This is a genomic window from Enterococcus sp. S86.2 (assembly GCF_059834485.2).
In genome coordinates this window covers 2065873-2087448 of sequence record NZ_CM206813.1, presented here as the reverse complement: position 1 = coordinate 2087448, position 21576 = coordinate 2065873, and the positions used below count along the sequence as shown (strand labels likewise).

General features: G+C 36.9%; 20 protein-coding genes. 14 read left to right on the top strand and 6 right to left on the bottom strand.

Annotation, left to right across the window (positions count from 1 at the left end; all coding sequences use genetic code 11):
- Positions 1–55: 55 nt before the first annotated feature.
- The gene (locus tag AC6R0T_RS09885) at positions 56–682 is read right to left on the bottom strand and encodes a CPBP family intramembrane glutamic endopeptidase (protein WP_303754585.1); all 627 of its coding nucleotides are present in this window, start codon (positions 680–682) and stop codon (positions 56–58) included.
- Between the two features lie 205 nt (positions 683–887).
- On the opposite strand from AC6R0T_RS09885, the gene groES reads away from it, so the two are divergent.
- The gene (gene groES / locus AC6R0T_RS09880) at positions 888–1172 is read left to right on the top strand and encodes a co-chaperone GroES (protein ID WP_206902476.1); all 285 of its coding nucleotides are present in this window, start codon (positions 888–890) and stop codon (positions 1170–1172) included.
- A gap of 44 nt (positions 1173–1216) precedes the next feature.
- Complete coding sequence (gene groL, locus AC6R0T_RS09875) at positions 1217–2842, top strand: chaperonin GroEL (RefSeq protein WP_206902477.1); 1626 nt, start codon at positions 1217–1219, stop codon at positions 2840–2842.
- A gap of 117 nt (positions 2843–2959) precedes the next feature.
- Here groL and AC6R0T_RS09870 read toward each other — a convergent pair whose 3' ends face one another.
- Complete coding sequence (locus tag AC6R0T_RS09870) at positions 2960–3724, bottom strand: MerR family transcriptional regulator (protein ID WP_303754586.1); 765 nt, start codon at positions 3722–3724, stop codon at positions 2960–2962.
- 318 nt (positions 3725–4042) lie between these two features.
- On the opposite strand from AC6R0T_RS09870, the gene AC6R0T_RS09865 reads away from it, so the two are divergent.
- From AC6R0T_RS09865 to AC6R0T_RS09840, 6 genes are all read left to right on the top strand, one after another.
- Positions 4043–4399 (top strand): DUF1827 family protein, encoded by a 357-nt coding sequence (locus AC6R0T_RS09865; RefSeq protein WP_206902479.1) that lies wholly within the window; start codon positions 4043–4045, stop codon positions 4397–4399.
- A 215-nt stretch (positions 4400–4614) separates the two neighbouring features.
- Positions 4615–6096, top strand: a complete 1482-nt coding sequence (locus tag AC6R0T_RS09860) for a nicotinate phosphoribosyltransferase (protein ID WP_303754587.1) — start codon at positions 4615–4617, stop codon at positions 6094–6096.
- Positions 6096–6917, top strand: a complete 822-nt coding sequence (gene nadE, locus AC6R0T_RS09855) for an NAD(+) synthase (protein ID WP_303754588.1) — start codon at positions 6096–6098, stop codon at positions 6915–6917. Before AC6R0T_RS09860 ends, nadE begins: the two co-directional genes overlap by 1 nt.
- 261 nt (positions 6918–7178) lie before the next feature.
- The gene (locus AC6R0T_RS09850; protein WP_230709350.1) at positions 7179–8972 is read left to right on the top strand and encodes an LTA synthase family protein; all 1794 of its coding nucleotides are present in this window, start codon (positions 7179–7181) and stop codon (positions 8970–8972) included.
- A gap of 20 nt (positions 8973–8992) precedes the next feature.
- The gene (locus AC6R0T_RS09845; protein ID WP_303754589.1) at positions 8993–9739 is read left to right on the top strand and encodes a tRNA lysidine(34) synthetase; all 747 of its coding nucleotides are present in this window, start codon (positions 8993–8995) and stop codon (positions 9737–9739) included.
- Between the two features lie 322 nt (positions 9740–10061).
- Positions 10062–11168: a glycerate kinase family protein gene (locus AC6R0T_RS09840; RefSeq protein ID WP_303754590.1), complete on the top strand. Its 1107-nt coding sequence runs from the start codon at positions 10062–10064 to the stop codon at positions 11166–11168.
- Positions 11169–11275: 107 nt separating this feature from the next.
- On the opposite strand, the gene AC6R0T_RS09835 is transcribed toward AC6R0T_RS09840, so the two are convergent.
- Positions 11276–12112, bottom strand: a complete 837-nt coding sequence (locus AC6R0T_RS09835) for a LysR substrate-binding domain-containing protein (RefSeq protein ID WP_303754591.1) — start codon at positions 12110–12112, stop codon at positions 11276–11278.
- Positions 12113–12257: 145 nt separating this feature from the next.
- On the opposite strand from AC6R0T_RS09835, the gene AC6R0T_RS09830 reads away from it, so the two are divergent.
- On the top strand, positions 12258–13223 hold the full coding sequence (locus AC6R0T_RS09830; protein ID WP_303754592.1) for a TDT family transporter: 966 nt from the start codon (positions 12258–12260) through the stop codon (positions 13221–13223).
- Positions 13224–13632: 409 nt separating this feature from the next.
- Here the strand turns inward: AC6R0T_RS09830 and nrdI are convergent, their stop codons facing one another.
- Positions 13633–14079: a class Ib ribonucleoside-diphosphate reductase assembly flavoprotein NrdI gene (gene nrdI, locus AC6R0T_RS09825; RefSeq protein WP_303754593.1), complete on the bottom strand. Its 447-nt coding sequence runs from the start codon at positions 14077–14079 to the stop codon at positions 13633–13635.
- Between the two features lie 124 nt (positions 14080–14203).
- Between nrdI and AC6R0T_RS09820 the strand changes: the two genes are divergently transcribed.
- The 5 genes from AC6R0T_RS09820 (at position 14204) to AC6R0T_RS09800 (ending at position 19960) form a co-directional block, all read left to right on the top strand.
- Positions 14204–14770, top strand: a complete 567-nt coding sequence (locus tag AC6R0T_RS09820; protein WP_206902488.1) for a GNAT family N-acetyltransferase — start codon at positions 14204–14206, stop codon at positions 14768–14770.
- A 98-nt stretch (positions 14771–14868) separates the two neighbouring features.
- Positions 14869–15891 carry a LacI family DNA-binding transcriptional regulator gene (locus tag AC6R0T_RS09815; protein ID WP_303754594.1) on the top strand — a complete coding sequence of 341 codons (1023 nt, stop codon included), beginning with the start codon at positions 14869–14871 and terminating at the stop codon, positions 15889–15891.
- A 99-nt stretch (positions 15892–15990) separates the two neighbouring features.
- Positions 15991–18195, top strand: coding sequence for an alpha-galactosidase (locus AC6R0T_RS09810; protein WP_303754595.1), 2205 nt, complete (start codon positions 15991–15993; stop codon positions 18193–18195).
- Between the two features lie 11 nt (positions 18196–18206).
- Positions 18207–19394: an MFS transporter gene (locus AC6R0T_RS09805; RefSeq protein ID WP_206902491.1), complete on the top strand. Its 1188-nt coding sequence runs from the start codon at positions 18207–18209 to the stop codon at positions 19392–19394.
- Positions 19394–19960 (top strand): sugar O-acetyltransferase, encoded by a 567-nt coding sequence (locus tag AC6R0T_RS09800; protein WP_303754759.1) that lies wholly within the window; start codon positions 19394–19396, stop codon positions 19958–19960. Before AC6R0T_RS09805 ends, AC6R0T_RS09800 begins: the two co-directional genes overlap by 1 nt.
- 132 nt (positions 19961–20092) lie before the next feature.
- Here AC6R0T_RS09800 and AC6R0T_RS09795 read toward each other — a convergent pair whose 3' ends face one another.
- Positions 20093–20605, bottom strand: a complete 513-nt coding sequence (locus AC6R0T_RS09795; RefSeq protein ID WP_206902493.1) for an LURP-one-related/scramblase family protein — start codon at positions 20603–20605, stop codon at positions 20093–20095.
- Between the two features lie 51 nt (positions 20606–20656).
- A complete protein-coding gene (locus AC6R0T_RS09790) occupies positions 20657–21529 on the bottom strand; it encodes a Cof-type HAD-IIB family hydrolase (RefSeq protein ID WP_303754596.1) in 873 nt (290 codons plus the stop codon).
- Positions 21530–21576 lie beyond the last annotated feature (47 nt).

Sequence of the window (21576 nt, the reverse complement as noted above, 5' to 3'; positions counted from 1 at the left end):
TATTTTAGCGGTTAGCTACTTTTTTTGCTAAAAAAAAGCCTGTTAAAATAAAGGATTAAAGTGTAAAGCGCAATACTTGAATAAGCAATACTAAAATATTAGCACCGCAATGACTAAGGATGGCCGTTTTAATTGAACCTGTCTTGACGTAAATAAAGGATAAAAAGCAACCTAAAATAAAGTAGACTAAAATATCACTATCGGTGTGAACTAGCGCAAACGTTGCTGCACTAAATAAAATTGCCAAAGGTAAAGAAAAATATTCACCAAAAAAGCCAATACAAGCCCGTCTAAAAACGAGTTCTTCCATAATGGGACCACAGATAGTGGCTATAACTGCAAAAATAGGCCGCTGCCACAAAACTTCCATCATATTGAGACTGCGATTAAAATTATTTTTTATACTAAAAAAAGTTTCGATATAGCCAGTGATGCCGATTAATAAGACGGTCAATAAAATACCAATCAGTCCGGTGAGAATAATTTTTTTTCGACTCATCGGATTTTTTTCGAAGGATAAAGGCGGAACTTTTTGGTATAAAAAAATTAGAACACCAGTGCCGATTAAATAAGATAAACCAGCAGTGAGAGTCTCACCGTTGTTTATTTTAATAATAGCAGGAATTAAAAAAACGAAAGCATAACATAAAATTGATGAAAAGCTATATTTAATTTGTGACATTTAACTACTCCTTTAGTTGTCTAATAAAAGTATACCTGAATCATTTTCGCAAGACAATTACTTCGGAAAATAGGCAAAATTTCTTCAATAAAAAAACAAGGGAAAAAACTTGCATTGTGGGGGTAAAATGAGTAATATAGTTCTTGTAGGTTAGCACTCAACTATTGAGAGTGCTAATACATGAAAATTGATGGAGGGATTTATCGTGTTAAAACCATTAGGTGATCGCGTGATCATTGAAGTCGCAAAAGAAGAAGAAAAATCTGTAGGCGGAATCGTGTTAGCATCAGCTGCACAAGAAAAACCACAAACAGGTACAGTTATCGCTGTTGGTGAAGGCCGCTTTTTAGAAAATGGTGAAAAAGCCGCAATCCCAGTTGTTGTGGGAGACCAAGTAATGTTTGAAAAATATGCTGGTTCAGAAGTGAAATATGAAGGCAAAGAATATTTAATTGTTAATGGTAAAGATATTATCGCTATTGTGGAATAATCACACAAAAAACGTTATAAAAAAATTAAATGAGGTGTTTTAGCATGGCAAAAGATATTAAATTTGCAGAAGAAGCACGGGCCGCGATGGTGCGTGGAGTAGATAAATTAGCCGATACAGTAAAAGTAACATTAGGCCCTAAAGGTCGTAACGTTGTATTAGAAAAATCATATGGTTCACCTTTGATTACAAACGATGGTGTTACAATCGCAAAAGAAATCGAATTAGAAGATCATTTTGAAAATATGGGTGCAAAACTTGTTTCTGAAGTTGCTTCTAAAACAAATGATATTGCTGGGGATGGTACCACAACGGCTACTGTCTTAACACAAGCAATTGTCAGAGAAGGAATTAAAAACGTTACAGCTGGTGCTAACCCATTGGGTATTCGCCGTGGGATTGAACTTGCAACTAAAACAGCAGTAGCAAAATTACACAGCATTTCTTCAATCGTTGACTCTAAAGAAGCAATTGCGCAAGTAGGTGCCGTTTCTTCTGGTAGTGAACAAGTTGGGAACTACATTGCTGACGCAATGGAAAAAGTCGGAAACGATGGTGTTATCACCATTGAAGAATCAAAAGGGATTGAAACTGAACTAGACGTTGTTGAAGGGATGCAATTTGATCGTGGTTACTTATCCCAATACATGGTAACAGACAACGACAAAATGGAAGCTGTTTTAGATAATCCATACATTTTGATTACCGATAAAAAAATCTCTAACATTCAAGATATCTTGCCATTGTTGGAACAAATTTTACAACAATCAAAACCATTGTTGATTATTGCTGATGATGTTGATGGTGAAGCATTACCAACCCTTGTTTTAAATAAAATTCGTGGTACTTTCAATGTCGTTGCAGTAAAAGCTCCTGGCTTTGGCGATCGTCGTAAAGCAATGTTAGAAGATATCGCTACTTTAACAGGCGGCACAGTAATTACAGACGATTTAGGTCTTGAATTAAAAGACGCAACAATTGAAAGCTTAGGTCAAGCAAGTAAAATTGTCGTTGATAAAGACAATACAACAATCGTAGAAGGCGCTGGAGAAACAGATGCTATTGCTGCGCGCGTGCAATTAATCAAAAATCAAATTGCAGAAACGACTTCTGATTTTGATCGTGAAAAATTACAAGAACGTCTAGCGAAATTAGCTGGTGGCGTAGCTGTAATCAAAGTTGGTGCGCCAACTGAAACAGAATTAAAAGAAATGAAATTACGCATTGAAGATGCTTTAAACGCAACCCGTGCCGCTGTTGAAGAAGGTATGGTTTCTGGTGGTGGTACTGCACTAGTCAACGTTATCGCTGAAGTTGCGGCTATTGAAGCAGATGGTGACATTGCAACTGGTGTGAAAATTGTGGAACGTGCACTAGAAGAGCCAGTACGTCAAATTGCTGAAAACGCTGGTTATGAAGGATCTGTTATCATCGACAAATTAAAACATGCTGAAATCGGTATGGGCTTTAATGCGGCTAACGGTGAATGGGTAAATATGGTAGAAGCTGGGATCGTTGACCCAACGAAAGTAACACGTTCAGCTTTACAAAATGCAGCTTCTGTTGCAGCTTTGTTGTTAACAACTGAAGCAGTTGTTGCAGATAAACCTGAACCACAAGCGCCACAAGCTCCAGGAATGGATCCTGCTGCAATGGGCGGTATGATGTAATTTTTAACACTAAAAAAGTGATGATCTCTCAGGGATCATCACTTTTTTTATCCTTCAGTTAAAAGGGTGGCGAAATTTAAAGAACATTCATCAAAAAAATTTGAAGTAAAGACTGTTCTATTCTTTGGTATAGTGGTAAATAATGTCGTGCATAATATCTACAACATCGGCTTCAACGTGGTCGTTGTAGTACGCTGCAAAGCGTTCATCGGCAACATACAAGTCGGCTAGACCGCGATGATACGCAGAATTGTAAAAAGGAGCAGCGATTTGTAGCCAAGTTTTGTGAGCATTAAAAACATTTTTTGAAATACTGCTGTCTAAATCAATTTTTTCTGCTTGAGACAAGATTTTTAAATTCGCAAATAGCGCAGTTTGAGCTGCTTGCATTTTTTCATATTGTTCTTTGGTCAAATGTGACCAGTTATCATTGGCGGAATTAACGGCTTGTTCCCCATACTTTTCACGAATCTCTTTTCCATAGCGTTGCTCGTTTTCTTCAATTTGTTTGGCTTTAAAAGCTGCAAATTTTTCACTATCTTTCATGTGTTCTCCTCCTTTGTAATAAACCAATGTTTGAGAAAGAGTCTGAACCATTTCATTCAGCTGTGCTTGTTGGGTTAAAAGCGCTTGGTATTGTTCTTCAAGCAAAGCGAAACGTTCTGCTTGGGGGAGGTTCATCACTTCTTTAATTTTAGCCAAAGTAAAGCCAAAACTCTTAAAAAATAAAATTTGCTGCAATTTGTCCACCGCAGCACGGTCGTAATAGCGGTAATCAGAATTAGGTTGACGTAACGCTTTTAGTAAACCAATTTGATCGTAATAACGCAGCGTGCGGTTGGAAATTTTTGCTAGTTTGGCTAATTCATTAATCGTATACATGAGTAATCCTCCTGCTTTTTGTTGTTTCATCCCATTTCTCTTTTACAGCATAAGGGTTGACGCAACGTAAAGGTCAAGTTTTTTTCTAGTAAACTATTTTGGACACTGATCACAAAGCAAAATGCGCCTATAAGTGACTAAATAGAACTTTAAAAGATAAAGTTAGTTGGATGGTAATGCGTTTTAAAATTCTCTTGTTTCATAATTTAAGCAAACTTTCTTCGCTAAAGTTGAAAACAAATTATGTTATAATATCAATGAGTAAAGGTTATAACAGTGTTAGTGTATAGTTGAATTTCACTTGAAAGGAAAGATGTTATGAAAATAATCGAAACACCAGTAAATAAAAATTTGAACTTAGAAACATTTTATCCTAATATTACCAAATTTGTTTTTGGCAAGACGGCAATTAAATATTACAAATTATATTCAGCTGATCGTACGCAAATCATTTATGCTGATACCTATGACAAGGTTCGGCTAATTTTGATTAACGATCACAAGAAAATTCGTAAAGAAGAAGTCGATACAATTATTCATCGTTTGTTAAAAGTGGATCGTCACGCTGTTTTTGTTGATGTGAACATTAAACAAAAAATGCAAGGAGCAGGCAGTAAATTCTCCAAACCCCGTAAAGATATTATCTTAGTGGAGTATACGCCTTTAGAAAACTAAACATATCTGCATTAAGTTTGATTGCATCATCATACAACAATAATTTTAGTTTAGTCTTTAAGAATATCTAAAAAAAGTATAGAGCTAAAAAGAGGTAAGAGCAGTCTCTTATTCTCTTTTTTTTGCTGTCAATCTAAGAAAAAGCGTGATTTTCCTATCTTTTTGCGTTTTTTTGATATAATGGAAGGCATAAAATATCTTGAGGAGTTTAACTGATGCAAAAATTATATCCTGACGACAGCTTAACGCTGCATACAGATTTATATCAATTGAATATGATGAAAACTTACTGGGAATTAGGACGCGCCGATCGTCATGCTGTTTTCGAGTGCTATTTTCGTGAGATGCCTTTTAAAACGGGGTATGCGATTTTTGCCGGGTTGGAGCGTTTTGTCCACTACTTAGAAAATTTACAATTTACAGAAAGTGACATTGCCTATTTAAGAGAAGTTACAGGCTATCCGGAAGCGTTTTTGGATTACTTGGCAGACTTTAAATTCAGCTGTACAGTGCGTTCAGCATTAGAAGGGGACTTGGTCTTTAGTAATGAACCTATCGTCCAAATTGAAGGACCGTTGGCACAAGCGCAGTTAATTGAAACCGCCCTTTTGAACATGGTGAATTTTCAGACGTTAATTGCTACGAAAGCCGCTCGAATTAAATCCGTTATTGGAGACGATCCTTTGTTAGAGTTTGGTTCACGCCGAGCACAAGAAGTCGATGCGGCATTTTGGGGAACTCGTGCTGCGTTTATTGGGGGCGCAGATGCCACAAGTAATGTGCGAGCTGGTAAAATTTTTGGTATTCCTGCAAGTGGAACCCATGCCCATTCCTTAGTTCAATCTTATGGCAATGACTATGATGCCTTTATGGCTTATGCTAAAACCCATAAAGATTGTGTTTTCTTAGTGGATACTTATGATACTTTAAAACTTGGTGTTCCAGCGGCGATTAAAGTAGCCAAAGAATTAGGGGACAAAATTAATTTCTTAGGTGTTCGGATTGACTCTGGAGATATGGCCTACATTTCTAAAAAAGTTCGGGAACAACTAGATGAAGCTGGTTTTACGCAAGCAAAAATCTATGCTTCAAATGATCTCGATGAAAACACCATCTTAAGTTTGAAAATGCAAAAAGCTAAAATTGACGTATGGGGTGTGGGGACAAAACTTATCACCGCTTATGATCAACCAGCTTTAGGTGCCGTTTATAAATTAGTTTCCATTGAAGATGACAATGGCAAAATGGTAGACACGATTAAACTTTCATCAAATGCAGAAAAAGTCACGACCCCTGGGAAAAAGCAAGTGTGGCGGATTAATCGTAATAAAGATGGGAAATCTGAAGGCGACTATATCACGCTCTGGGATGAAGATCCACGGGAAGAAGAAGAAATTTTTATGTTCCATCCAGTCCACACTTTTATTAATAAAACTGTTCGCGATTTTAGTGCGCGGCCTGTTTTACAAGAAATTTTTCATGCTGGTAAATTAGTCTATGACTTGCCAGATTTGGAGCATATTAAAGCTTATGCCCATGAATGTCTAGATTCTTTATGGGATGAATACAAACGTGACTTGAACCCACAACAATATCCAGTAGATTTATCTACCGATTGTTGGAATCATAAAATGGCAATTATGGAAAAAGTTCGCAAATCTGTGGCGGCTGTAACAAAAGAGGAGGGACGCTTTTAATGTCTTTACAAACAGAAATTATCAAAGAGTTAGGCGTTAAGGCAACAATTGATCCAAAAGAAGAAATTAGAGTGAGTGTTGACTTTTTAAAAGCTTATTTAAAACGTAATTCTTTTTTAAAATCATTGGTTTTGGGAATTAGTGGCGGACAAGATTCTAGTTTAGCGGGAAGATTAGCTCAATTGGCGCTTACAGAATTACGTGAGGAGACTGGGGTTAATTATCAATTTATTGCAGTCCGCTTGCCTTATGGCACCCAAGCCGACGAAGCCGATGCACAAATGGCACTAGATTTTATAAAACCCGACGTTTTTCTAACTGTGAATATTAAAGCAGCTGTTGATGGGCAAGTGAACGCCTTAAATGAAGCAGGCGTTGAAGTTTCGGATTTTAATAAAGGCAACATCAAAGCTCGGCAGCGGATGATTACGCAATACGCAATTGCCGGAGCAAATAGCGGCGCTGTGATTGGTACTGACCATGCGGCGGAAAATATTACCGGTTTTTTTACCAAGTTTGGTGATGGTGGTGCTGATATTTTACCTTTATTTCGTTTAAACAAACGTCAAGGCAAACTGTTGTTAAAAGAATTAGGAGCACCAGAAGCCTTGTATTTGAAAATTCCAACGGCAGATTTAGAAGATGACAAACCTCTCATTGCCGATGAAGCAGCACTTGGGGTGACTTATGATGAAATTGATGATTATTTAGAAGGAAAAACAATTTCAAAAAGTGCTCAAGCAACAATTGAATCTTGGTGGGCAAAAGGACAACACAAGCGCCACTTACCGATTACAGTTTTCGATGATTTTTGGAAGTAAAATAAGATTACGATGGTGTAAATTAATTTTTAATTAAAATGACCCCCTCCCTTTTGCTATATAACTTGGTTTATTTTATACTAAAAGTGGAGTTTTGGGGAAGACTCCGTCAACAACGGCTAGAGGATACCAGTTTGGTTCCTCTTTTTTTTGTCCTTTTTTAAATTTTCCATAGTTTCTTTACACCCGTAAAACAAACCGCTAAAATAAAGGCTACGAAAATAAATTGTTTAACAAAAACAACGAATAGAAGGTTTCTTCATGAAAAAAATGAAATATGTTTTAGCTGGTGTGGCCGTTTTTTTACTGATCATCATCAGCAATTTATATTTGCAGTGGTGTCAAAATAATTTATCACTGGATTTAGCTTTGAAATTTGCTTTTTCTTGGCATACAGCCAAATTTTTCCTTGGTAGTTTGGTTTTACTGGCAGTCTATGGCATTTTTGCCACAATTGCAGGTTCGCTTTTATTTGGGGGCATATTTTATAGTATCGCCATTGGACTTTTAGGCTTTGCTGACTTACAAAAAATGACCGCCAGACAAGAACCTATTTATCCCGATGATTTAAAGATGTTAGGGCAATTAGGTGTTTTAAAAGATCTGGTGGGTTGGCCAGTCTTTCTGATGGCACTCCTTGCCATTTTTGTAGCAGTTATTGCACTAGGTTACAGTATTTATCGCAGCCGTAAATTGTCTTTTACCGAGCAAATCATTCGCGGTGTTGTCTTTTTACTTAGTTTATCTTTTTTAGTCTATGCTAGTCATTTTAACTCCAATGACAATTTATTAAGAAAGGCATACAATAAAACGGCTCTTTGGATTCCGTATTCGCAAAAAATGAATTACTATAATGTCGGTTTTGTTGGCGGTTTTTTATATAATTTAAGAGTAGAAGCAATGACTAAGCCAAAAGATTATTCTAAAGAGAAAGTCACAGAAGTTGTAAAGAAATACCAAGGTGAAAAAGGCAGCGAAGAAAAACCGAATATTATTTACGTGATGTCAGAAAGTTTCTCTGATCCGGCACATTTAAAAGGCGTAAAATATAGCGGTGAACCATTGGCTGATTATTATGCAGTGGCCAATAAAACGTATAGTGGAAAAATGTTATCGCAAAATTATGGTGGCGGCACTGCCAATATTGAATTCGAAGCTTTAACCAGTTTTAGTATGGAATTATTAAATGCCCAAATGACAACACCATACACGCTACTTGTTCCTAAACTACAGCAATTACCTTCCATTGTGTCGTTAACAAAAGAACAAGGTTATCAAACAACCGCTATTCACCCTTATGATACATCAATGTATAAGCGCAAAGATGTATATAAAATTTTAGGCTTTGACCGTTTTTTAGACCAAGATACAATGAAATACCAAAATAAAATTGAAAATAATCCCTATATCTCCGATGAGTCAGCTTATGACGAAATTTTATCCATTTTAAAAAAGGGAAAAACGCCTCAATTTATTCACTTGGTGACAATGCAAACCCATATGCCTTACGGAAATAAATATGGAAATATTCCCTATCAAGTAAACGCAGAGGGAAATACCTCAGCCATTGCCAATTACTTACAAGATATCGCCTATAGCGCTGAGGCGTTACAAAGCTTTACTGAAGCGGTGAAAAAATTGCCGCGACGAACCCTCGTTGTTTTTTGGGGGGATCATCTGCCAGGGATATATTCAGATGCCATTCAAAAAGCAAATAGTGGTACGAACCTACATGAAACGCAGTTTTTGATTTTTGATTCGGCCGAAAAGTTAGCAAAAAGTAATCAGCATGATGTTATTACAAGTCCTTTTTATTTTGCGCCTAATTTACTTTTGCAAGCAGGTCTTGGTGTCACACCTTATTATGCTATGCTTTTGAAGTTGGAAGAAACATTGCCAGCTTTTGAAAAAAATATGTATTTAAAACAAGGGAATTGGCAGAAAAATTTAACACTTACCGGTGCAAAAAAAGACGTTTATGAAGATTATCGGTTAATTCAATACGATATTTTAGCTGGTAAGCAATATAGTTTAAAAACTGATTTTTTTAAATAGTCGATTGATAAGGAGCTAGTATGAGTTTTAAGAAAAAAGACAATCAACTTTATTACAATCCCATCCGGCGTGCGATTTTAAACCATCAACTCATTGAAGCAGGAGATAAAGTTGCAATTGGTCTAAGTGGGGGCAAAGATAGCACCAGCTTGTTGTATTTTCTGGATACCATTTCAAAGCAAGAGCGGCTTGGTTTTCCATTTGAAATTGTCCCAATTAGCTTAGACATGGGATTTGAAGATGTTAATTTACAACCACTAATAGAATTTTGTCAACAGCTAGGGTACCCATTAGAAGTAGTTCCCACTAAAATTGCCGAGGTTGTTTTTGATGTTCGAAAAGAGGCATCTCCTTGTTCATTATGTGCCAAATTACGCCGAGGAATTTTGTACAACAAAGCTCGTGAACTTGGGTGTAACAAAGTAGCGTTAGGGCATCATTTGGATGATGCGATTGAAACGTACTTTATGAATTTTCTCTTTCATGGCAAGTTAAATAGTTTTGAGCCGAAAAGTTATTTATCTAAAACAGAAGTTACTTTGATTCGTCCGCTGCTTTATATCCCAGAGCAAGAAATTATTCGCTTTGTCAAAAGAGAAGCATTGCCTGTCATTTTTAACCCCTGTCCAGTGGATAAAAAAACAAAACGGGAAGAAATTAAAATTTTTGTTGAAAATATTGCTAAAACTTATCCAGATGTGCGGCAGAAGTTTTTAATGGGAATGGAACAAGGAACAAAAGATAACTTTTGGCCAATCGGCAAATAATCAAAAATGGAAAAATATAGCAATGCTTTTGCTACGTTTTTCCATTTTTTTTGTCTGAGAAAAGAAATTGTAAATTTTTCACAAAGAAAAGCTTTATTAATCGTTTCATTCTTTCATTGTTTTTCTTCTTAATGAGAACTTGCTACTAATCTGAAGCAAAATGAATAAGGAATTGTCAAATTTTTGCTTTAATCGCAGCTTTTTTCTACAATAAAGAAAAGAGTGAATCAAAAAAGAGTGTAAAAAATTATAGCTACTTTTTTGAGGTTTTTAATGGCAGGATTTTTCACAGGCATGAAGCGTGATAGGAGGAGTTGATTTAATGAAGGCGTTGGTGGCAATTGATTCATATAAAGGCAGTGCTACTTCACAAGAATTAAATGCAGCCGTCTGTCAGAAGTTGACAGAAATGGGCATAGCAAGTTGTAATGTACCAATAGCCGATGGTGGTGAAGGTACCATGGCTATTTTAGCGGCCGCTTTTACAGGCAAAGAAATAGCAGTTCCTACAATTGACTTATTAGGTCAGCCTATCACAGGTAAGTATTGGCTAACTGAAATCGCAGGCGTCAAAACGGCTATCATTGAGTCTGCTCAAATTCTTGGTCTAACCCAGATCACCCCTAGTGAAAAAACAATTCAAAAAGCGCATTCCTATGGTTTAGGTCTGGTAATTTTAGCGGCATTAAAAAAGGCAAAACAAGTGTATGTTTCCTTAGGGGGAAGTGGCGTAAACGATGGCGGCTTGGGCATGTTAGCGGCACTTAATCAACAAGATATTCCCTCAAAAAATCCCTTACTTTTAGGCAAAGACTTTTTGCAAGCTGTAAGACTACCAAATTTTACGGCAAAAAAAATAATTGGTTTAACAGATGTGAGTAATTTTTATACGGGCGCCCATGGCTTTACGTATATTTTCGGCCCTCAAAAAGGAGGCACACCAGCTATTTTAGCGCAATTGGAAGCAGGCGCAAAATGTGTCCAAAAAAAATTTCAAGATAAAATTGACGTTAATGCCTTTTCTGGCAGTGGGGCAGCCGGAGGAATTGGTGGTGGACTATTATTAGCCGGGGGCATGTTGCAGCCTGGTTTTCCAACCATTGCGCAAATGCTAAAGCTGGAAGAAAAAATGGCAGATTGTAAATTTGTCATTACCGGTGAAGGTCGTTTTGATGAGCAAACTGCCCAAGGTAAGGTACCTTTAGGTATGGCGCGTCTAGCTCGGCGGCATAACTTAGCAGTTGTTGCTTTTTGTGGCGCACGCCCAGATTATACAGTAGGGATTGAATATCATTTTGACGGAGTTTTTGCCATTCAAACGAAGCCGCTTTCTTTACAAAATGCCATGGTAAAAGAAACAACACTACATAACATTGGGCTTTTAACGGAAAATGTCATGAAGGTTTATCTAGCTGGGAAAAATAGTTAATAACTACAAAAAAGTTATGATGATACTTATTTTTTTATAAAGCAAATAAAAAAGCTGACTGAAATCTTTTTAGTAAATAAAGATTCGGCCAGCTTTTTATCTTAGATTTAAAAAACTTTATTTTCCAATAAATGAGGTACGAGAATTTCAATGTAGGCGCTAATCTCGCGTAAAACGTCTTTAAAAACCGCTTTATGGGTCAATAAATAAAAATGGCGTAAATGATGTTCGTGAATTGCTTCGTAGGCAATATCATGGGAAATAGCCAGTTTTGAAATAATTGAACGGCCAAATCCTTCACGCAATAAGGCCAGGATGGCTTCATTATTATCCACATATAAAATTTGCGGCAATAAATTATTTTCCCGCAAATAAATTTCATTATAAAAACGTAAACCCGATTCATTTTCCCGTAAAAGCCAATAAGGAGAGTCTTCTTTTCCAGCCAAAACTAATTCATCTTCATAAATAGCTGTTTGATTGATGGCCTCATTGCGTTCTGGTTTTTCAATAAAACCAATACTGACTTTATTTTGAGCCATTTGCTGGCCGACTTCTTCTGAATTCATCAATTTAATAGAAAAATCAACATTTGGAAATTGTTTGACGAGATACGGGATTAATTTCGGGACAAAATAAACAGCACAAGTATGGGAACAGCCGATAATGCATTGGAGGCGGAAATTTTCTTGATTTTTAAGACGTTGACTCGTGTCATCCCACTCTTCAATAATTTGTAACGCACGGGGATATAAGAAAATAGCTTCTTTGGTGGGGATGATTTCTTGTTTGCCGTTGCGAATGAATAATTCCACTTGTAAATGTTCTTCTAATTTTTTTATTTGTGCTGAGATAGTTGGTTGTGACAAAAACAGATCTTCGGCAGTATGGGTAAAATTTCTCGTCTCATAGACAGAAACAAAGGTGTGTAACAGATGTAACATCAGAGGACCTCCGTTTTAATTAAAAAAACTAATAATAAGTATTTATACTATTTATTTTTCTTTTAGTCAAAATATCACTATACTAATAACGAACTCACTAGTGAGAAAGTAAACAATCTTTTTATTACAATTAGGAGGAACAAAAGTGCGAGACTTTCTAAAAATCATTCCTATTCCCATTTGCGGATTAATCTTGGGTTTAGCGACTTGCGGTAACGTGTTAAAAACGTATGGCTTAAACTTTTTTGGCAATAGTTTAGGTCTTATTGCCGGAATTTTATTTGTTGCAATCTTACTAAAGCTAGTTTTAACTTTTCGCCATGCCCATGCCAGTTTACAAGATCCCATCATTGCGTCTGTATCCCCAACATTCACGATGGGAACAATGGTATTATGTACCTATTTACTGCAAATTCAAGCAATTGCACCTTATGTAAAATATCTATGGCTTTTGGCAATTTTAATTCATTATTATTTGATGACTTACTTTACCTATCATTTTCTAATTAAACCAAGCGTTAAAATAGATCATCTGTATCCAAGCTGGTTTATTGTTTACGTAGGTATTGGTGTCATTTCCGTTACCAGCAGTAACTTCTTTCCAGAAATCGGGCAGTTGAATTTCTGGGTGGGACTATTCTTTTATTTGGTATTACTGCCTTTTATTATTCATCGCGTCTTTTTATTTAAAAATATGGCCGAGGCAACACTTCCCCTGATTACCATTATTGCGGCACCGGGTTCTTTGGAACTAACCGGCTATTTAAAAGCTTTTTTCAAACCGAATATAGCTCTAGTCGTTGGTCTATTGATTTTATCACAGATTTTGTATTGGTTCATCATTTTCCACGTCATAAAAATGATTCGGTTGCCATTTTATCCTAGCTACGCAGCATTTACATTTCCGCTGGCGATCTCAGCCTTTGCCAGCCGCAGTGCAGGGAGTTTTTTAACAGCAATGGGTTATCGCGTTATCGTTATTGAATATTTGGCAAAAATAGAGACCGCAATCGCAGTGATAATGGTCTTGTATGTTTTAGCCCATTATTTAAATTTTTTAGCAAAACAGGCACGGATTTTATATTTTAAGCATCAGAAACAAAAAATTTAAAACAAAAAGTCGGAAGCCTACAAAAATTCATTCAAATTTTTGTAAACTTTACGACTTTTTATATTGTTTAGGGACTAAAAATAGGACCAAGGAGGCGTACTTGGAGTGGAACTTTTTAGCCAAGCGAAAATAGTAAACACGTGGCTTTTTTTATCTAGCCGACCATTTAAGCCGTTAAGAAAAGCTGAAGTAATCCTTCAGTCCGTGCCAACGGCTTAAAACTTGCTAAAATAGCTTTTGCATTTTTGTAACTTTCGATTTTTGCCAAAAGGTCGATCCGTGAAGTTGGGCAGGTAAAAAGTCAGATAATGCCAAAGTAGTCAAATCAATTTTTTTCCTGTAAAAAAATGATACTTCTTTTATAAATCAGAAAAGACAGTTTTATCCTTTTCTTCTCGGTGTAAAAAGATCAATTTGTAGCTGTTAATAAAACTTCGTAAATTCGAGCTACATCTTTTGGTGTGCCTCGCAATTCATAATCAGCTAGAAATGGACAGTCAAATTGTGTTGCGTACTGTTTGGCTGTCAGGCAATACTGGCGGTTAAAGTTTTTATTCCCACTGCCGACAATGCCAAGACAATTTTTGGCATTCTCTTCATAGGCAATGTATTCTCGTAAGGCTTCTGTTAAAATTTCTTGATCACCATTATCAACACCATTTCCTCCTTCTAAATAAGTAGGAACAAAGACAAAGAAAGGTTCAGTAATCACTTCTGGTAATGTATTATCGTCGACTGCTTGTAGCGTAATTGTCGGATTTTTAGTGTCTATTTCATGTTGTTGCGCGGCATATTTTTTTAAATTGGTCACAAAAGCACGGGTGTTGCCAGAAATTGACATGTAATAAATGTTCATGGAAATCTCTCCTTTATAAATACTGCTTTAACTTGAAGTATAACATGCTTTTTTGATAAATTTGTAAAAGCTCCCTTGGTAAAATATTTTAGCCGTGTTAAGCTTGTTAGTGGAGGTTGATAACATGATACGTTATGCAAAAAAGTCTGATGCTGCTGCGATAGCACCTTTAGTCTTAGTAATTTTAGAGGATATGGAGTTGCCCTTTGTACAAAAATATGGAGCAAAAAAAACATTAGCACTCTTAGAAGAAAGTGTGGCCATTCCTGATTACCGTTATGGCTATAAACGGGCCTTGGTAAAAGAAGTTGATGGCAAAGTTGCCGGAGTAGCATATGGCTATCCTGCCAGTGAGGAAAAAATGATTGATGAACCGTTAATCACTTTGCTGGAAAAATTTGGGATCCCAAAAGATACACGCCTTTTTACCGATCCAGAAACTATTGATCCAGAATGGTATTTAGACTCTATTTCTGTAGCACCTGAATTTCGGGGACAAGGGATTGGTGGTAAACTATTAGCAGCACTCCCACAAATTGCAAAACGCGATGGCGAAGATGTCATTGGTTTAAGCGTGGACGTGAAAAATCCGGGTGCAAAACGATTATATGAACGAAATGGCTTTAAAACAGTAGCAAAAACAATGATCGCTGGTCACCAGTATGAACATATGCAAAAACCAATTGCGTAAAAAAAGACCGCTGAAAATAAATCAGCGGTCTTTTTTTTGATTGACGAATAATTAAATGTTGGGTATTGTTTAGTAAACAATTATAAGGAGTAGAAGCTATGGTAGGAATTCGGGATGTGGCACGACGAGCAGGGGTAAGTCCTGGCACAGTGTCAAGAGTATTGAACAGTGATCCAACATTATCAGTAGCAGCAGCGACAAAAGAACGTATTTATATAGCCATTAAAGAACTTGATTATAATATGGATAAAAGAAAATATGTGAAAAAAAGATTGCCTTCAATTGGCGTAATTACATCGACTAGTCGCCAAAAAGAATTGGATGATCCTTATTTTAATGCCTTAAGAATGGGGTTAGAGCAAGAGGCTCGGCGTTTACACATTGGAATGAACCGCGTTTATAATTTGGAGGATAATCCCAAAGCGTGGCAGGATTTTGATAAATTAGGTGCGATCATTGTGGTGGGAACTGTTTCTGAACAGTCTGTTCGCCGTTTGCTAAAACAAAATAGAAACATCGTTGTGATTGATAACCCCGATATCAATCAGGAGGTAGACATGGTGTATGCTGATTTTGAGCGAATGACAAAGCGCGTCTTGCAACTCTTTTATGAAAAAGGACATCGTCGTATCGGCTATATTGGCGGTTTTAATATTGCGATTGATGAAGAAGGTGAAAAAAAATACGATGAAAATGAAAAAAGGTTACGGGCGTATCAATCCTTTGTAACAGCCAAAAAATTAACGCCGCAAAGCAAAATAGGACTGTGGGAACCGCTGGAAGGTAAACGCATGATGGATGAGTGGTTGGCAGAAGAAGAAAAGTTACCAACAGCTATTTTGGTTGGAAGTGACCCGTTGGCAGTCGGAGTGTATCGTGCTTTACAGTCAGCTGGATTAATCGTAGGTAAAGATGTTGAAATTGCCAGTTTTGATGATATTGAAATTGCCGAATTTTTAACGCCAAGTTTAACAACGGTACATATTAGCGCAAATGAAATTGCCAAAGCAGCAGTACGTTTAGCTAAAGAGCGAATAGAAGGGCAGCGTCAAGAGCCAGTCATTATGACGTTCCCCTCAAAACTGGTCGTTCGAGAAAGTTTTATTCCAAATGAAGGATAAAGGAAAAACATAAAAAGTTTTTCCTTTTTTATTTTTCTCTTGACAACTATGTTTAGTAAATATTATAAGGTAAACAACAAGACAAAAGGAGAGAAAATTATGGAACAGAACTTTATTACATTTAGTGAGACAACACAAACTTTTCATCTACACAATAATGAAATCTCTTACATTATTAAAATCGAAGAGGACGGGGTCTTAAATCATCTATATTTTGGTAAAGCGATGAAACATTACAGCGGACACAAGACCTATCCTAGACGAGATCGCGGTTTTTCAGGAAATGTACCGGGCAATCTTGAAAGGGCTTACTCAAAAGATACCTTACCGCAAGAGTACTCAACTCACGGGAGCATGGATTATCGCTTACCAGCTACCATTATTCGCAGAGAAAATGGATCAAACTTACATGATTTTCGCTATTTTGATTATCAAATAAAAACGGGTAAACCAAAGTTAGAAGGCTTACCACAGGCTTACGTTATGGCTGAAAAGGAAGCAACGACTTTAATCGTGGTGTTAAAAGATCGTCTGCAAGAAATATATTTAAATTTGACTTATACGATTTATCACGAGCGACCAATTATTACGCGTTCTGTTTCCATAGTCAACCAAACAGATGAAAGTATTACATTAGAAAAAATTGCTTCTTTGCAATTGGATTTGCGCAACGACGCTCACTACGATGAAGTCATTTCTTTACCAGGGGCGCATCTAAAAGAGCGACAAATTAGTCGTGAAAAAATTCATGGGGGGATCCAAAGTTTTGAAAGCCGTCGGGGTGCGTCTAGCCATCATATGAACAGCTTTATTGCTTTGGTCAATCACAATACAACAGAATTTAGCGGGCCAGCTATTGGTATGCATTTTGTTTATTCGGGGAATCATGCCTTTCAACTCGAAAAAGACCAGATTGAACAGTTGCGGGTATTAGTAGGAATTAATGATTATAATTTTTCTTGGTTATTAGCGGCCAACGAATCCTTTCAAACTCCAGAAGTAATTTTAGCCTATTCAGATCAAGGGTTAAATAAAATGAGTAGTACGCTCCATCATCTGCTAAGAGAACGAGTTGCTAGAGGAGAGCATCAGTACAAAGAACGCCCAATTTTGGTTAACAATTGGGAAGCGACTTATTTTGATTTTGATAGTAAAAAAATCGAGGAAATTGTTGACGAGGCAGCAGCACTAGGAATTGAAATGTTTGTTTTAGATGATGGTTGGTTTGGTCATCGAGATTCTGATAATTCCTCACTAGGAGACTGGTTTGAATATGAAGGAAAGTTGAAAGAGGGACTAAAAGGAATTGCAGATTATGTTCATAAAAAAGGTCTGCAGTTTGGCTTGTGGTTTGAACCAGAAATGATTTCACTTGACTCGAAGCTTTATCAAAAACATCCGGATTATTTAATGCAAGAGCCCAATCGAACACCTTCGTCTTCACGTGATCAGCATTTATTAGACATGGGAAGAAAAGAGGTTCGACAAAACATTGAACAACAGATTTGTGCAATTTTAGATGAAGTAGAAATTGATTATATTAAATGGGATATGAACCGCAGTTTATCTGATGTTTATTCCCTTGCTCTTTCTGAAAGAAGACAAGGTGAAGCGTCACATCGGCATATCTTAGGTGTTTATGAATTAATTGAAAATCTAATTACTCGCTATCCTAAAATTTTATGGGAAGGCTGTTCAGGTGGTGGGGGCCGTTTTGACGCTGGTTTCTTGTATTACATGCCCCAATCATGGCCAACGGATAATACAGATGCAGTGGAGCGTTTGAAAATTCAATATGGTACTAGTTTGGCTTATCCGATTTCTTCTATGACCGCGCATGTTTCAGCTGTTCCAAATCATCAGACAGGACGAATTACTTCTCTAAAGACCCGCGGCGCTGTAGCTATGAGTGGCGTTTTTGGTTATGAACTGGACTTAACCGAACTATCAGAAGAAGAAAAACTCATTGTAAAAGAACAAGTAGACTATTATCAAAAAATTCGTCCTCTGATTCAATTTGGCGAATTTTATCGCTTGAACAGTCCCTTTGAAGGAAATTTAACCGCTTGGATGTTTGTCTCTTGTGATCAAGCAGAAGCCGTGGTTTTAATGGCGAGAACTTTAGCTAATGCCCAACCGGTATTTCACGAGGTCTTTTTAACAGGGTTAGACAAAAACGCATGTTATGAAGAACAGATCACCAAACAACGCTATTTTGGTGATGAATTGATGAATTTGGGTGTGAATGTACCGGATTTTTACGGTGATTTTCAAACCACGTTTATTCACTTGAAGAAAGTTTAGGGGGAAAATAGATGATTAATAAAAATAGCCTTATGACCCGTTTATCGATTTTAGCAATTTCGCTGTTATTAACAAGTGCAATGTCAATAAATGGTGCTCTGCCCCAAATGCAAAAAGCACTTGGGATGACGACGACGCAAGTTGAATTAGTAGCAACATTGCCCGCACTAGCGGTGGTAATTTTTGTAATCCTTTCCAATCTCATAGCCGAAAAAATCGGTACAAAAAAAACAGTCCAACTAGGTTTACTCTTAGTTGGACTAGGGGGAGGCGTCGCGCCGTTAGTACTTGACAGTTATGCTTTACTTTTGATTAGCCGCTTTATTTTGGGAGCGGGATTTGGCTTGTTTAATTCATTGGCGGTTTCTATCATTAACTTATTATTCCAAAATGAACCGCAAGAGCGGGCAGCTTTGTTAGGGTACCGAGGTGCAGCAGAAAATATCGGAAATGCCGGGTTAACTTTACTTGCTGGTTTCATGATGGCTTTTGGATGGCGCTTTGCTTTTACTGTGTACTTATTGGCTTTTCCTATTCTAATTTTGTTTACGATTTTTGTACCAGAAATCCAACAAGTAAAAAAAGAATCCCACGAACAGCAGGGAGAATTAAAATTTTCAGTATATTTGTTAGCTTTGTTTGCTTTATTTTTGGTCATGACCTTTGTGGCAATTGGCGTAAGATTTCCTACGATGGTAACCAATCTCAAAGGTGCAAACTACAACGCCTCAGCCTTCTTAGCTGTAATGCCGCTAATTGGAATTGTAACCGGTTCATTATTTGGCTTTTTTAATCACCTACTAGGTGAAAAATGTTTGTATCTTGGGCTAGCCCTGTTAGCATGTGCAACATTTTTAATTGCAATTTCTGAAAATAATTTTACCTTACTCTTAATGGGCTACTTTATCAGCGGAATTCCCGGTAGTCTAATTTTTCCGTTTATCTACAATTCCTTAAATCTATATGCTACACCTACAAAAATGACAGCAGCGACATCAATTATTTTAATTGGTTGTAACTTAGGCAATTTTATTGCACCCTTTGGTTTGAGTGCATTACAGTTTATTTCGGGAACAAAAAATTTATTTGCTCCATTTCAATTACTAAGCATTTTATTGTTGGCAATTTTGGCGGGAATCTTTTTATATAAGAAAAAGCCTTTCTTGCGTAAGGCGTTAAGTGGAGGTGGAAAATCGTGATGGATTCCATTTTAAGCAGGAAAATGCAGACAGGTGAGATTTATTTTGAAACACCAGAATTACAAAAAGAGCAGGCTTTATATCGTGATTTGTTATTTCAATTTAACCATACTTTACCTAGTAAGCAACAAGAGAGGACAGCTATTTTACACCAACTGCTGGCCAATTTTGGTAAAGGATCATATATTGAACCACCATTAGCTGCAAATTGGGGAAAAAATACCTCTATTGGTGAAAATGTCTATGCTAATTTTGGCTTATCTTTAGTGGATGATACAAAAATTGAAATTCAAGATGATGTAATGATTGGGCCAAATGTTACATTGTGTACGGGAACGCATCCTTTAAGACCGGAACTCCGTTTACAAAAAGCGCAGTTTAATTTACCCGTTATTATTAAAAAAAATGTTTGGCTTGGAGCCGGCACAATTGTTTTACCGGGTGTGACTATTGGCCAAAACAGTGTCATCGGAGCAGGTAGCCTTGTAACAAAAGATATTCCGGCTAATGTTTTGGCCTATGGTTCTCCTTGTCAGGTGGTAAAGCAACTAGCAGATGTTGATTAAATGCTAAGGTGTTGTATCTTTTACTTCAAAAATAGACAACTGTCCTAATTTTTCAAAAGATAAGTATCACAAAGAAAATGAAAAGAGTTAAAAAAGGAATGTCTAACAGCGTAGCTGTTGTACATTCCTTTTTTAACAATTTGGTGTTAGGCGATAATCAAACTTTTGGGTTTTACTCCGATTATACAGCCAGTAATCCATAATGGCCGCAATACAAATGCAAACAGGCGCATCTTCATCGTTTCTCACATCAAGGACATAATAATCACCAGAAAACAACGTGGCTTTATCCATTCGCATTATCAGATGATTAAAATGACGAATGCTATATTGATGTTGATAAATATTACCTTGTACTGTCCAATGGAGTTGTTGAATGTAATAAAAATCCCCCGGCCAACGAAAAATCTTTTGTAAGGTCCCCACTTTTTCAAAATTTTTATAAATTTCAAAACGGGTACCAAAGGTAAAACTAATTTGTTTGATGCTGGCCACAAGTTCACCATTCATTTTATAAAGAGAGAGGGCATCACCTTTTGTTCCCCAACGACCCACTAATAAAAACAAAGATTTTCCTTTTTCGTCTTTGACAATGGTTCGGGTGATGGAACTCAACTGTTTGTCTTGAATGAAAAATTCAGACATTCTAGCGCCTCCTTCAAAAAGTAGCTAAAAATTTATCGTATCAAATTAAGTTTACGCCAAATCCTCGTCGATTGCTCGCATAATGGCTTTGCCAACCCCAGAATCGATATTGGTTTCGGTTAAGTATTTGGCAGCTTCTTTTAATTCGATCTTAGCATTTCCCATAGCAAAACTCACGCCAGCCATTTGAATCATACTTAGGTCGTTCATATTATCGCCAATTGTCATCACTTGGTCTAAAGGGATATTCCGCTCTTTTGCAACATGGGCCACGGCAATCCCTTTTTGCGCATCGCGATGATTAATTTCAATATTATTTTGACCAGAAGAGGTAACGTGGAGTTGTTCATTTTCATCTAATTTTTTTGCAACTGGACCTAAGACTGCGGGACCGTCTTTATGGAAACAAATAATTTTTAAAACTTCAAAATCTGGTTTTCCTAATAAGTCTTTAATATCTGTAACATATTGTACAGGTAAAAATTCTAGTTGAGCAGAAGTCATAGCAATTGCCATTTTGTGAGTTAAATGGGGCATCATTTCGGCCATGTGTTCAGAGAAATTCTCAATCCGCCGCGCTTGGCTTTCAGAATATAGACCTTCATTTGTAGCTACTTCGTAATAAATATCTGCTGCTCGCAAAAGATCTAGTGTTTCTGCCACCGTTTGTAGAGCAATCGGAACCGTAAATAAAGAGTTGCCCTTGGCATCAAAAACTTGCGCACCATTTAAGTTAATCATGGCACACTTAATACCGGCTTGTTCTAGTGCGGGCAGAGCTTCTTCGCGGTTGCGGCCAGTTGCCACCATAAATTCAATTCCGTGTTCGTTGGCATATTTAATCGCCGCAATATTTTCAACTGAAATCTGCATACGGGAATTTAATAAAGTTCCGTCCATGTCAGAGGCAATTAATTTAATCATAAAAAAATCGGCACCATCCTTTAAAAAATCTGACGCAAAGATTGCGT

Bases quoted from the DNA above. Each gene is read 5' to 3' on its own strand.
- AC6R0T_RS09885 (WP_303754585.1), bottom strand. From the start codon at position 682: ATGTCACAAATTAAATATAGCTTTTCATCAATTTTATGTTATGCTTTC.
- groL (WP_206902477.1), top strand. From the start codon at position 1,217: ATGGCAAAAGATATTAAATTTGCAGAAGAAGCACGGGCCGCGATGGTG.
- AC6R0T_RS09870 (WP_303754586.1), bottom strand. From the start codon at position 3,724: ATGTATACGATTAATGAATTAGCCAAACTAGCAAAAATTTCCAACCGC.
- AC6R0T_RS09865 (WP_206902479.1), top strand. From the start codon at position 4,043: ATGAAAATAATCGAAACACCAGTAAATAAAAATTTGAACTTAGAAACA.
- AC6R0T_RS09860 (WP_303754587.1), top strand. From the start codon at position 4,615: ATGCAAAAATTATATCCTGACGACAGCTTAACGCTGCATACAGATTTA.
- nadE (WP_303754588.1), top strand. From the start codon at position 6,096: ATGTCTTTACAAACAGAAATTATCAAAGAGTTAGGCGTTAAGGCAACA.
- AC6R0T_RS09850 (WP_230709350.1), top strand. From the start codon at position 7,179: ATGAAAAAAATGAAATATGTTTTAGCTGGTGTGGCCGTTTTTTTACTG.
- AC6R0T_RS09845 (WP_303754589.1), top strand. From the start codon at position 8,993: ATGAGTTTTAAGAAAAAAGACAATCAACTTTATTACAATCCCATCCGG.
- AC6R0T_RS09840 (WP_303754590.1), top strand. From the start codon at position 10,062: ATGAAGGCGTTGGTGGCAATTGATTCATATAAAGGCAGTGCTACTTCA.
- AC6R0T_RS09835 (WP_303754591.1), bottom strand. From the start codon at position 12,112: ATGTTACATCTGTTACACACCTTTGTTTCTGTCTATGAGACGAGAAAT.
- nrdI (WP_303754593.1), bottom strand. From the start codon at position 14,079: ATGAACATTTATTACATGTCAATTTCTGGCAACACCCGTGCTTTTGTG.
- AC6R0T_RS09820 (WP_206902488.1), top strand. From the start codon at position 14,204: ATGATACGTTATGCAAAAAAGTCTGATGCTGCTGCGATAGCACCTTTA.
- AC6R0T_RS09815 (WP_303754594.1), top strand. From the start codon at position 14,869: ATGGTAGGAATTCGGGATGTGGCACGACGAGCAGGGGTAAGTCCTGGC.
- AC6R0T_RS09810 (WP_303754595.1), top strand. From the start codon at position 15,991: ATGGAACAGAACTTTATTACATTTAGTGAGACAACACAAACTTTTCAT.
- AC6R0T_RS09805 (WP_206902491.1), top strand. From the start codon at position 18,207: ATGATTAATAAAAATAGCCTTATGACCCGTTTATCGATTTTAGCAATT.
- AC6R0T_RS09800 (WP_303754759.1), top strand. From the start codon at position 19,394: ATGGATTCCATTTTAAGCAGGAAAATGCAGACAGGTGAGATTTATTTT.
- AC6R0T_RS09795 (WP_206902493.1), bottom strand. From the start codon at position 20,605: ATGTCTGAATTTTTCATTCAAGACAAACAGTTGAGTTCCATCACCCGA.
- AC6R0T_RS09790 (WP_303754596.1), bottom strand. From the start codon at position 21,529: ATGATTAAATTAATTGCCTCTGACATGGACGGAACTTTATTAAATTCC.